Annotated in this window: 9 protein-coding genes and 3 tRNA genes; 5 read left to right on the top strand and 7 right to left on the bottom strand. The window is 65.0% G+C overall.

Features of this window, described 5'->3' with window-relative positions; translation table 11 throughout:
• Window position 1 precedes the first annotated feature (1 nt).
• The 5 genes from QUG03_RS12190 (at window position 2) to QUG03_RS12170 (ending at window position 3,676) form a co-directional block, all read left to right on the top strand.
• A tRNA-Asp gene (locus QUG03_RS12190) sits at window positions 2-78 on the top strand.
• A 26-nt stretch (window positions 79-104) separates the two neighbouring features.
• Window positions 105-180, top strand: a tRNA-Val gene (locus tag QUG03_RS12185).
• Window positions 181-192: 12 nt separating this feature from the next.
• Window positions 193-269 (top strand) — tRNA-Asp (locus tag QUG03_RS12180).
• A 188-nt stretch (window positions 270-457) separates the two neighbouring features.
• Complete coding sequence (locus QUG03_RS12175) at window positions 458-2,014, top strand: FecR family protein (RefSeq protein ID WP_227107692.1); 1,557 nt, start codon at window positions 458-460, stop codon at window positions 2,012-2,014.
• A gap of 9 nt (window positions 2,015-2,023) precedes the next feature.
• Complete coding sequence (locus QUG03_RS12170; protein WP_107799690.1) at window positions 2,024-3,676, top strand: CHASE2 domain-containing protein; 1,653 nt, start codon at window positions 2,024-2,026, stop codon at window positions 3,674-3,676.
• A 49-nt stretch (window positions 3,677-3,725) separates the two neighbouring features.
• Here the strand turns inward: QUG03_RS12170 and QUG03_RS12165 are convergent, their stop codons facing one another.
• From QUG03_RS12165 to pmbA, 7 genes are all read right to left on the bottom strand, one after another.
• Window positions 3,726-4,241 (bottom strand): TonB-dependent receptor, encoded by a 516-nt coding sequence (locus QUG03_RS12165; protein ID WP_500820092.1) that lies wholly within the window; start codon window positions 4,239-4,241, stop codon window positions 3,726-3,728.
• 32 nt (window positions 4,242-4,273) lie between these two features.
• Complete coding sequence (locus tag QUG03_RS12160; protein WP_500820091.1) at window positions 4,274-6,367, bottom strand: TonB-dependent receptor plug domain-containing protein; 2,094 nt, start codon at window positions 6,365-6,367, stop codon at window positions 4,274-4,276.
• Window positions 6,368-6,667: 300 nt separating this feature from the next.
• Window positions 6,668-7,159 carry a disulfide bond formation protein B gene (locus tag QUG03_RS12155; RefSeq protein ID WP_107799692.1) on the bottom strand — a complete coding sequence of 164 codons (492 nt, stop codon included), beginning with the start codon at window positions 7,157-7,159 and terminating at the stop codon, window positions 6,668-6,670.
• Window positions 7,160-7,241: 82 nt separating this feature from the next.
• Window positions 7,242-8,381, bottom strand: a complete 1,140-nt coding sequence (locus QUG03_RS12150; RefSeq protein ID WP_107799693.1) for a patatin-like phospholipase family protein — start codon at window positions 8,379-8,381, stop codon at window positions 7,242-7,244.
• A 131-nt stretch (window positions 8,382-8,512) separates the two neighbouring features.
• On the bottom strand, window positions 8,513-9,355 hold the full coding sequence (locus QUG03_RS12145; RefSeq protein ID WP_500820090.1) for a DNA-3-methyladenine glycosylase family protein: 843 nt from the start codon (window positions 9,353-9,355) through the stop codon (window positions 8,513-8,515).
• Between the two features lie 78 nt (window positions 9,356-9,433).
• Window positions 9,434-10,078 carry a DNA oxidative demethylase AlkB gene (gene alkB, locus QUG03_RS12140; protein ID WP_474453884.1) on the bottom strand — a complete coding sequence of 215 codons (645 nt, stop codon included), beginning with the start codon at window positions 10,076-10,078 and terminating at the stop codon, window positions 9,434-9,436.
• Between the two features lie 154 nt (window positions 10,079-10,232).
• Window positions 10,233-11,576: a metalloprotease PmbA gene (gene pmbA / locus QUG03_RS12135; protein ID WP_486635459.1), complete on the bottom strand. Its 1,344-nt coding sequence runs from the start codon at window positions 11,574-11,576 to the stop codon at window positions 10,233-10,235.
• Window positions 11,577-11,591: the final 15 nt, after the last annotated feature.

The raw sequence follows: 11,591 nt of genomic DNA, 5'->3' as shown, positions 1-11,591 counted from the left end.
TGGAGTGGTAGTTCAGTTGGTTAGAATACCGGCCTGTCACGCCGGGGGTCGCGGGTTCGAGTCCCGTCCACTCCGCCAACAGTATAAAAGCAGTACCCGGATTCGGGCGTTTAGCTCAGTTGGTAGAGCGTCTGCCTTACAAGCAGAATGTCGGCGGTTCGACTCCGTCAACGCCCACCAAAGTTTTCGGTTGGAGTGGTAGTTCAGTTGGTTAGAATACCGGCCTGTCACGCCGGGGGTCGCGGGTTCGAGTCCCGTCCACTCCGCCAAGCATTGCAAAAAAGCAGCCTTTAGGCTGCTTTTTTGCATTTTGCGTCGCATATTTCAAGCAAGCATTCGCATATCGCCCAACTTAGGACAAACAACTACCATTCTATTGCTTATCAGCTTGCAATGCGTCTGGGCTGCGGTGATACTTTTGGTTGACTTTCTGCATTCCATATAAAGAGATTCAACTATGCGCAATTTAATCCTGGCGGCTGGCTGCTTCGCCAGCACACTGGCCCTGGCGGGCGATCCCGCCGACAAGGCCATCTGGGAATATACGGTCAAAAACGGCGACAATCTGTGGTCGCTGGCGGCCGAGCATCTGTCGTCTCCCGCTTATGTGCCGAAGCTGCAAGCCAGAAATCGCATCGCCAACCCCTATCGGCTGATCCCCGGCAGCATCCTGCGGGTCCCCTACCCCTGGATCCGACAGGCGCAATCCGACGCCACCCTGGAGGACATGGCCGGCGAATCCGCCGCGGCCGACGCCAAGGGCAAGCCGCTGGATCTGGCGGTGGGCAAGAAATACCCCAAAGGCACCCGCTTCACGACCGGCAACGACGCCATGATCAAATTGCGCTTCGTCGACGGCTCCTCGCTGGTGATCAACGCCAATACCGATCTGAGCCTGCAAACCCAGGTCTATTACCCCAGCACCGGGGCGATCCAGTCCCAGATCAAGCTGAACAACGGCAGCACCGGCAATTCGGTGATTCCCAACATCCTGATGCCCAGCCGCTACGAGATCCGCACCCCGTCGGCGGTCACCACCGTGCGCGGCACGGAATTCCGCGTCAACGCCGCCGGCGGCGAAGACACCTTGGCGGAAGTGCTCAAAGGCAGCGTGGAGGTCAAGGGCCGTCGCAGCAAGGTGGACGTGCCCGCCGGTTTCGGCACCTTGTCCAGCCGTAAAAGCGGGCCAAGCAAGCCGGAAGAACTGCCGCCGCCGCCGGACCTGTCCACCGTGGCGGACAATAGCCAGTTCAACCCGCCGCCGCTGGAGTGGCAGCGTGACGAACGCGCCGCTTCCTACCGCGTGACCTTGAGCGGCAAGAAGCGCCTGGCCGAGCGCCAGTTGCAGGCGCCGCGTTACTATCCGCGCCTGCCGGGCAACGGCGACTACGTGCTGCACGTCCGCGCCAAGAACCGCTCCGGCCTGGAAGGCTACGACAGCACGCGCAGTTTCAAGCTGCAAGCCTACCCGCTGCCGCCGCTGTTGTTCACCCATGCGGACGGCGTCCAGCTGCGCGGCAAATCCCTGACCTTGCGGGTGGACGCCAGCGCGGAACGCCCGCTGCGGCTGCAGATTTCGCGCCAGCCGGATTTCGCCCAGCCGCTGCTGGAACAGAGCGTGGCCGAGGCCGAGTTCAAAACCGAGTTGCCGGAATCCGGCGTCTGGTACTGGAGGCTGGCGCGGCTGGACGCGCAAGGCCGGCCGGGTCCTTTCTCCTCCGCGCAAAAAGTGGAGACCAAGGGCTGGCTCAGCCGCCTGGACAAAACCACCCCGGTGCTGGCGGCCCGCCCCTATCCCGTCGCCCGCGCGCGCTACACCCTGACGCTGACCGCGGCCCAGGCCGCCAACGCGCAGCCGTTCTCGCTGAGCAGCGATAAGCCGCAATGGGAGCTGAAAGCGCTGGAAGCCTTGCCGGCCGGGCAATACAAGGCAAGCGTCAAGATCGAGGGAGAACACGGCTACTTGGCGACGGAAGAGCAAGAAATGCTCACTCTTCCCGGAAAACTTCCCTAGAATGGCAACATGCTAACTTACTATCGCGACAAGATTCTGCGCTTGTTGCCTTTTTTGCTGGCCTTGCTGGCGGCTCTGCTGACCCTCTCCGGCCTGTTGCTGCGGCTGGACTTCTGGCTGTACGACGGGCTGATCCGGATCAAGTCCAACCATAACCAGACCAGCGACATCGTCGTCGTCGCGGTGGACGAGCGCAGCCTGTCGGAGCTGGGCCGCTGGCCCTGGCCGCGCGAATTCCACGCCCAGCTGGTGGACAAGCTGGCGCAAGCCAAGGCCGTGGGCCTGGACATCGTGTTGGCCGAACCCTCGCACAATATGCCGGAGTCGGATCAGGCGCTGGCGGACGCCATCCGCCGCAACGGCAAAGTCATCAGTCCGGTGTTTCCGGAAATGCAGGACAACCGCCTGACCGAGACCCGGCCCCTGCCCGCCATCGCCGCCGCCAGCGCCGGCCTGGGGCACACCGACTACGAATTGGACAGCGACGGCGTGATCCGCCGCGTCTATCTGAAAGCGGGCCTGGGCTCGCCCCACCACCCCAATTTCGCGCAGGCGGTGCTGGATCTGGCCAATGGCCAGCGCCAGTCCGAACAGCAGAAAATGGCGATGCCGCACGGCAAGCCGGGCAGCTGGCTGCGCGAAGACCCGGTGATGGTGCCCTATCTGTCCGGCCCGCCGCCATTCCAGCAAGTGTCCTATATCGACGCGCTCAATCAGCTGCCTCCCGCCTTCTTCGCCGGCAAGATCGTACTGGTGGGCGCCACCGCCACCGGCCTGGGCGATATCCACGCCACGCCGCTGTCGGCCAACAACCGCGGCATGCCCGGCGTGGAAATCAACGCCTTCCTGCTTCATGGGCTGCAACAGGACAACACGCCGGTGCCGCTGCCGCTGGGCTGGAAAGCCGTCATCAACGCGCTGGCCATCTTGCTGCTGGACCTGCTGCTCAGCCGCTACAAGCACCGCCAGGGCATTCTGCCGGCCTATCTGCTGGCCTCCTGTGGCGTGCTGGTGCTCAGCGTCCTGCTGCTGACGCTGGCCTCGGTGTTCTGGAGCGGCGTCACCACCGCCATCCTGCTGTGGCTGGCCGGCAGCGTCCGCTTCGTGTCGCGGCAATCCAAGCTTTTGCTGCAGGCCAATACCGACGGCCTCACCGGGCTCTACAACCGCCGGCACTTCGACGAAATCCTGGCGCCGACGCTGGACAAGCACCGCGCCGCCGGCAAGACGCTGGCGCTGCTGATCCTGGACGTGGACAACTTCAAAGGCTACAACGACCACTACGGCCATTACGCCGGCGATCTGATCCTGCAAAGGCTGGCGCAAGAGCTGAACGCCTACTTCAGCCCCCGTCGCCACATCGTGGCGCGGCTGGGCGGCGAAGAGTTCGGCGTGCTGCTGGAAGAATGCGGGCAGGACCAGGCGGTGGCCGCCGCGGAAGGCTTCCGCGCCCGGCTGGAAGAACTGGAGCTGGCGCATTTGAAAAGCCCCTTGCGCAAAGTCACCTGCAGCATAGGCGTCGCCGCCCGGGTGCCGGAAACGGACGACAACGGCCGCACCTTCTACGAAGACGCCGACAGCGCGCTCTACATCGCCAAGCGCTCGGGCCGCAACGCGGTCAGCCCCGCCCCCGCCACCTTGACGCCTCAACACCAGCGCTGACCCCGCTCCGACGGCCTCGCCCCGCCATGCCCGCGGCCTATGCGCCCTCCTAGAATACGTAACGGCCGGACAGGTACAACATCCTCCCCCATAAATCGGTGGCGGGGCCGGAGTAAGCGGCCGCCCCGCCGCTGAAGCCGGCCCCGGTGGCGTAGCTGGGCATCCGGTTGCCCAGATTGCGTATGCCGCCGCTGACGCTGAAGCCCTTGCTCGGCTTCAGGCCGACACTGAGATCCAGCGCGGTGTAGGACCCCACCCTCTCCTTCACGTCCCCGGCATTGCGGTACAGCTGGGAGTACAGGTTCTTGAAAGACGCGTAGCTGCGCGCCGTCAGCCCCACAGAATAGCCGCCCCGGCTGTAACTCACTTCAAAGACGTTTTTCCAGCGCGGCTGCGCGCCGTAGTCGGCGTACTCCAGCATCGGATCGGTCTCGGTCTGCGATTCCCGGTAGCTGAAGATGCGGCTTTGCGCGTTGCGGAACTTGAGCTTGCCGTAAGCGCCCAGCGACCAGTCGTACTGCACATCGATGTCGATGCCGGAAGTCCGGGTCTTGCCGATATTCATGTACGGCGCGGAAATGTAGTCGATGTCCCCCCTTACGCCGGGAAGATGGCGGGCTTGCGCACCACGAAGCCGGGAAAACGGTCCGGATTGTCCAGCACGTATTGCGGGTCCAGCGACTGCACGGTGTTGGACACCTCGATCCGGTACCAGTCCACGGTGGCCGACAGCGCCGGAGTCGGCTGCAGCACCAGGCCCAGCGCGTAGTTCCGCGACTCCTCCGGATTCAGCCCCGCGTTGCCGCCGCTGCGCAGCTGATTGCTGGCCAGGCCGCAGCGTTCGCGGGCGATGCCGCGGTCGGCGCACTGCGCGTAGTCGTACACCGAAGTGTAGGCCTGGCGCGACGCGTACAGCTGAGGCAGCGTCGGCGCCTTGAAACCGGTGGTGACGGAGCCGCGCAGCATCGCCGGCTCCCAGGGGCGGAAGGAAAAAGCCAGCTTGGGGTTGAAGGTGTCGCCGAAATCGTTGTAGCGGTCGGCGCGCACCGCCAGCTGGACCTCCAGATTCTTCAACACCGGCAAATTGACTTCGCTGAAAGCGGACAGCACCGAGCGGCTGGCCCGCAGACTTTGCTGGACGGCGAAATTCATAATCTTGCCGGTTTGCAGCAGCGGGTCCGGCTGCGCGTCTATCGATTCATGCGACCACTGCAGACCGGCGGCGAAGCCGGCGGGGCCGGCCGGCAGCCTGAACCACTCATCATTGCTGGCCTTGAATTCAAACGCCGACAAACGCGACGAGGACGTGTTGGCGATGGTGGCCAGATACGGCCGCAGCGCGGCGGCGTCGTTCTGCTGCGAAAACGGGTTATAGAGCGGCCCGCCGTCGGCGCCGTTCCGCAACATGGCGAGGAAAGCGTCGTTCAACACCACATTGTTCTGCCTCGCCTCCACCTTGTTCAAACCCAGGTTCAGCGAGCTCTCCAGATCCCAGTCGCGCCACAAGGCGCGTCCGCCCAGCACCGCGCGATACGTGTCGCTGGTGATCTCGTTGAGCCGCCGGCCGTTCTCCGACAGATTGCGGGTGATTTGCAGATTGTCGGTGGGTTTGAAGTCCGGATACACCGACGCCAGGCCGCCGTCCCGCGGATAAATCGCCCAATTGGGCGACACAATGGTCTGCACAAAGGAATAAGCGCCGTCCAGCGGCGTCTCGGTGCGGTTCAGTCCCAGTTCGGCGAAGAACTCCGCGTCGCCGCTCAAACGCCGGGTGTAATGGGCCATCAAGCCGTAACGACTGGTGCGCGGCGCTAACTGAGCGCCCATCTCATCCACGTCGGACACGCACAGCGCGGCTCCGCTGGGCCGGGTGGTCAGCCGCCACGGCGGGCAGCCGGGCAAGGGCTTGGCCAGCGCGTTGCTTCTGTCGGCGTTGGGCGTGCGGTCGTTCCAATAGCCCCATTGCGCGCCGCTGCGCAGATCCGGCCCGCCCTGAAAACGGTAATCGTTGCTGCGGGTGGCGTCGTGGTTGCGGCTAAACACCGGCTCGCGGTGGTAAACGTCGAAAGACAGCAGCAGGTTCTGGCCGTCCTGTTCCAGATCCCCGAAGCCGCCGCTCAGATTCAGCCCCTGCTCGATGCCGTCTCCATCCAGATTGCCGCCGCCGCGCAGCGCCGCCTCGGCGCCCCGGAAGTTGCGCCGGGTCTTGAAGTTGATCACGCCGGCCACCGCGTCGGAACCGTAAATGGCCGATGCGCCGTCCCGCAGAATCTCCACCGATTCAATCACCGACAGCGGCAAGGTGTTCAGATCGACAAAGGCGTCGGTGCCGCTGATGAACATCGCGTAATTGGGCAAGCGACGGCCGTTCAGCAAGACCAGCACGTACTTGGAGCTCATGCCGCGCAGGCCGGCGGTGGCCGCGCCGGCGGCAAAGCTGTTGGAGTTGGTGCCGGCCAGCAGGCTGCCCACCGACGGCAGCCGGTCCAGCAACTGGATCACGGTGGACGCGCCGGTCTTGTCGATATCCTCTTTCTTGATCACCTCCACCGCCAAAGCCTTTTCCTTGCCGATGCGCTTGATATTGGAGCCGGTCACCGTCACCCGCTCCAGCGGGACGGCCTCCTCCGCCCAAGCGCCCATGCCCAAGCCCATGCCCGCCGCGGCAACCGCCAGATAGCTGCGTTTCATCTCCTTACCCCCTTGTAGTGCGCTCGCCGGTCGCGGCGCGCGCCCCTAAGCTGCCGCAGCGGGCGCTACAAAGAGATTGGCGGTAGTCGCCGGCCCCCTTTCCAAGGCCGGAAGACCACACATCCATTTAAAATCAACATCTTAAATAAATTTCAGTTGTGGCGATAAAAGCACAGGCGCGCCTGCCCGCCGCGCGGTTTCCGATGCCGGCATTATTATTTACATCTTAAGCATGCAATAAGATCATGGCCCAAAGAAAAAGGCCGCCCAAGGCGGCCTTCGCTGCGCGGCAATCCGGCGTCAGGCGGACTTGCGCGCCATCAACCAGCCGGCGAAGCCGATCACGCCGACGAAGAAGACCGCCACCCAGAACGGCATCGCCATTCCCAGGAAGGTCCACTCCACGGTGGCGCACTCGCCGCTGCCTTTGAACACCTTGGAAATCACCTCCGTCAACGGCGAGGACTCCATCAGGAACTCCAGGCCGGGACCGCAGGCCGGAACCTGGTCCGCCGGCAGATGTTGCAGCCACAATTGGCGCAGCGACACCGACAGGCCCGCCAAGGCGGCCAGAATCGTCAAACCGCCCCAGGCCCTGGCGCCGCAACGGCCTGGATTGACCAGCGCCGCCAGCAAGGCGATCACGCCCGCGGCGATCACGCCGATGCGCTGGAAAATGCACAGCGGGCACGGCTCCAGGCCCAGCTGGTATTGCGCGAACAATGCAAAACCCATCGCGCCGGCGCAGGCGGCGGCGATCAGCAGAAAACCTTGTCGGTTGCTCAAGCCCATATCTTCCTCAATGTTTGGCGGTATTACGTCATGGCGCATGATTGTGCCATACAACATGGAGGAGTCAGAACCGCCCCGCGGCTTAAAGTTCCAGAAAGCGGCGTATCGCCTCTTTCTGATGCAAGGCGTCCTTATAGCCCAGCGTGATCAGCTCGCGGGTGTAGCCCGGCTCGAACAATAGATAAGTGGCCAGGGCCGTGCCGCGGTGACGGGTGGCGCCGGTACCCTTCAGCAGGAAGCGCAGCAAGGGCGGAAACAGCCGGGTGTGCTTGTAGGCGATGCCCTCCAGCGATTTGCTGGGGTTGAGCATGAAGATGTCCACCTTGCGCAACTGGGTCTGCCGCGCCAGGTCCTCATGGCTTTGCAGCAGCGACACGGTGTGATTGACCCGGGTCAGCCGCTCCATGTCCACCGACATGCTGTCTATGAACACGCTATTGAGCAGATGGCCGAAAATCTGCGCCGGCGACGGATAGAAACCGCTGTGGCGGCGTTCTATGGTGTCCGGCCGCTTGCTGGCCAGGCCGACGACAAACAGCTTTTCCGCGCCCAGGTGCAAGGCCGGCGACAAGGGGGACAGCTGCCGCACCGCGCCGTCGCAGTAAAACTTCTCGCCCAGGCAGACCGAGGGGAAAATCAGCGGAATGGCCGAGGTGGCCATCATGTGTTCGATATTGATGCGTTCGCGCAGCCCCAGCCGCTGATAGCGCTCCCACTCCTCCAGGCTGTCCGCGCCCTGGAAAAAAGTGACCGACATCCCGGTGGTGTAGCAAGAAGCCGTCAGCGCCAGCGCCTTGAGCGCGCCGTGACGCACGGAATGGTCTATGCCCTCGAACACCATCACCTTGGTCAGCAGCTCGCGCAGCGGAGCGTTGTCCAGAAAGCTCTTGGGATTGCGCCACAGACGGCCGCCGGACAGGATGGACAGGCCGAAGTGCAGAAAAGTCTTCAGAAAATAGCCGGAACTGGCGTCGTAGACATCCTGGATGTGCAATTGCTTCCACATCTGCGCCAGCGTGGACACCGCCAGATGGAAATTACCCGCGCCGGAGGCCAGCGCCACCGCATTGATCGCCCCGGCGGACGTGCCGCAAATAATGGGAAAGGGATTGACGCGCGCATCCGGCAGCAGCCGGGCAATTCCCAGCAACACCCCCACCTGGTACGCCGCGCGCGCGCCGCCGCCCGACAAGACCAGCCCGATATCGGATTGCCTCCCCATCCCGCACCTCGCGTGGCTATATTGGCGGCGGATCGGCATGCCCGACGCCGCACGGCTTCTTGTTCTATTTAGACATAGTCAAACGCCGCGGCCAGCGCCAACTTCGCGCGGAGGAAATCGGCCGTACAGGCTCAATAAGCAGCCGCCGTCTGCATGGCCCATAAATGCGCGCCCACCAGCGCGCGCCACGGCGCGAAGCCTTGCAGCCATTGCTCGGTTTCGCGCGGCGACACCGCCTCGGCCCGCTCCAGCAAGCGCTGCAGGCCGCGCCGAACCGCCACGTCCCCGTGCAAGGAGCCGTCCAGCCAGCCATAGCCGCGCAACAGCGCGTAGCTGACCGTCCACGGGCCGATGCCGGGCAAGGCCAGCAAGCGCGCGGCGATCTCCTCCGGCGCGCCGCCGTCCAGCCAGCCCTGCAAGGGCAAGCCGCCGTCGGCCGTCTGCCGGCTCAGTTCCAGCAAGGTCCGGGTCTTGGCGCGGGAGAAGCCGGCCTGGCCCAGTTGGTCCGCCTCCAGCTCCGCCAATTGCTCCGGCGACGGATGGCACAGCAGACCGCCGCTGTGGCGCTTGCCGACCAACTGCATCAGCCGACGCCGCAGCGAGATGGCGGCGTGCACGCTGATCTGCTGACCGGTGACGGCCCAGACCAGCGCCTCGAACGGCGTGGTGGTTTGCGGCACGCGCAAGCCGGGACGCGCGGCGATCAGGCCGGCCAGCTGCGGATGGCCGCGATGCGCGCGCTCGAAATCCGCCACCGGCTGCGCCAAGCCCAGCATGCGGCGCGCCATGGCGGTCAAGGCCGCCGCGTCGCCGGCCTGCGGCGAAACGTCCGCGTCCAGCCCCACCCGTACCGCGTCCGCGGCGAACGTCATGCTCAGACAGGCCGGCTCGCCGCGCCACAGCAAGCCCTTGCTCAGGCTCAGCGCCGTCACCCGCTCGGACAGCTCCTGAGCGTCGCGGCGGTGGAAGGCCATAAAGTCGTCCCGGCGAAAATCCGCGGGCAAAGACAGGGATAAAGACAGCGAAACGAAATCGGCCGGTTTAGCCATGGATCAGCGCGCCTTGCGAAAAGTCAGATTGATGCGGCGCCGCCCCAGCAAAGGATGTTCGCCCTCCGCCACCGGCAACACCCCGTGGAAACGCATGCGGTCCGGCCCGCCCCACACCAGCACGTCGCCATGGCGCAACTCGATGCGGCCGGGACGCTCGGCGCGGCTAAGACCGCCGAACAGAAAGATCGCCGGCAAACCCAGCGACACGGACACGATGGGCGCGCCGAAATCGCGCTCGTCCTTGTCCTGGTGCAAGGACATCTTGGCGCCCGGCGCATAGCAGTTGATCAGGCAGGCATCCGGCGCAAAGCCGGGGAAGCCGGCCTCGGCGGCGGCCTGTTCGGCCAAGACGCGCAACAAGGCCGGCATCGCCGGCCACGGCTGGCCGCTGACGGGATCGCGCTCGGCGTAACGGTAGCCGCGCGCATCGGACACCCAGCCGCAAGCGCCGCAGCTGGAGGTGGCCACCGACATCGCCCGCCCTCCCGGCGTCTGCATGCCGCGCGGCGGCGCTTGCCGCAGCACGGCTTCCACTTCCGCCAGCAGCGCCGCGTCGATATCGCTGGCGCGGCGGTGCAATAAGGCGGCGCCGGGCGACAGGCGCTCCAGCCAGCCGCCCTCTTCCGGCGCGAACAGATCCGCCATCGCCGGCCTCAGAACCTGCTCAAAGTCTCGCGAGCAAGAGCGAGACAAGGCGAAAACCGCTGAGAAAGCGGAATGTACATACGGTACATGAGCATTTCGAAGCGGTACTCACCGTGCCAAGTTTCACGAAGCGCAGCAGACATTGAACAGGTTCTCAGGCCTCGCCGGCCACCATCATGCTACGCAACAGCACCGAGCCCATCTGTCGGCCGCCGCGCTCCAGCACGTCGTTGCCCACCGCGTCGATCTGCATGAACATCTCGCGCAGATTGCCGGCGATGGTGATTTCCTCCACCGGGTGCACGATCACGCCGCGCTCCACCCAGAAGCCGGCCGCGCCGCGCGAATAATCGCCGGTGACGGTGTTGACGCCCTGGCCCAGCAGCTCGGTCACCAGCAGGCCGGTGCCCATGGCCTGCAGCAACTCCTCCAAGCTTTCGCCGGTGGAATGCACGACCAGGTTATGCGCGCCGCCGGCGTTGCCGGTGGTCTGCATGCCCAGCTTGCGCGCCGAATAGCTGCCCAGCATATAACCCTGCAGCACGCCCTTGTCCACCAGACGGCGCGCCACCGTGGCCACGCCCTCGTTGTCGAAGGCGCCGCTGGCCATGCCGCGCAGCAAGAAGGGATCTTCGTCCACGGTGATGTTGGCCGACATCACCGGCTTGCCCAGAGAATCCAGCAGGAAGGACGATTTGCGGTACAGGCTGCCGCCGCTGATGGCAGCCACCAGATGGCTGAGCAGCGAGGCGGCGATCGGCGCTTCGAACACCACCGGATACTGGCCGGTCTTCACCTTGCGCGCGCCCAGCCGCCGCGCCGCGCGCTGGCCGGCCTTGGCGCCGATGGCCTCCGGCGCGTCCAAGTCCTCGCGCCGCCGCGCCGACGAATACCAGTAATCGCGCTGCATCGCGCCGCCGTCCTCGGCCACCACCGCCGCGGAAATGCTGTGGCGGCTGCTAGCGTAGCCGCCGATGAAGCCGTGGCTGTTGGCGTAGGCGAAATGGCTGGACTGCGAGGACGCGGTGCCGCCCTCGGAATTGCGGATGCGCGGATCGGCCGCCAACGCGGCGGCCTCGCAGGATTTGGCCAGCTCGATGGCTTCCTCCACCGGCAGCGCCCACGGGTGGTACAAGCTGAGATCGGGAAACTCGGTGGCCATCAATTGGGAATCGGCCAGGCCGGCGCAAGGGTCCTCGGCGGTGTAGCGCGCGATGTCCCGCGCTGCGCGCACGGTGTCCGCCAAAGCCTCTTCGGAAAAATCGGAGGTGCTGGCGTGGCCTTTTTTCTGCCCCAGGTAGACGGTCACGCCCACGCCCTTGTCCTGGTTGTACTCGATGGTTTCCACCTCGGACAGGCGCACGCTCACCGTCTGGCCCAGGCCTTCGGAAACGTCGGCCTCGGCGGCGCTGGCGCCCTCGGCCTTGGCCAGTTCGATCACGCGGGAGGCGATGTCCTCCAGCGCGGCTTGGCTGAAACTGAATGTTTTGTCTGCCATAGTGTCTTTCGCAAT

The sequence above is a fragment of the Chromobacterium sp. CCUG 30098 genome (assembly GCF_059916605.1).
This window is presented reverse-complemented; position numbering and strand designations above follow the sequence as displayed.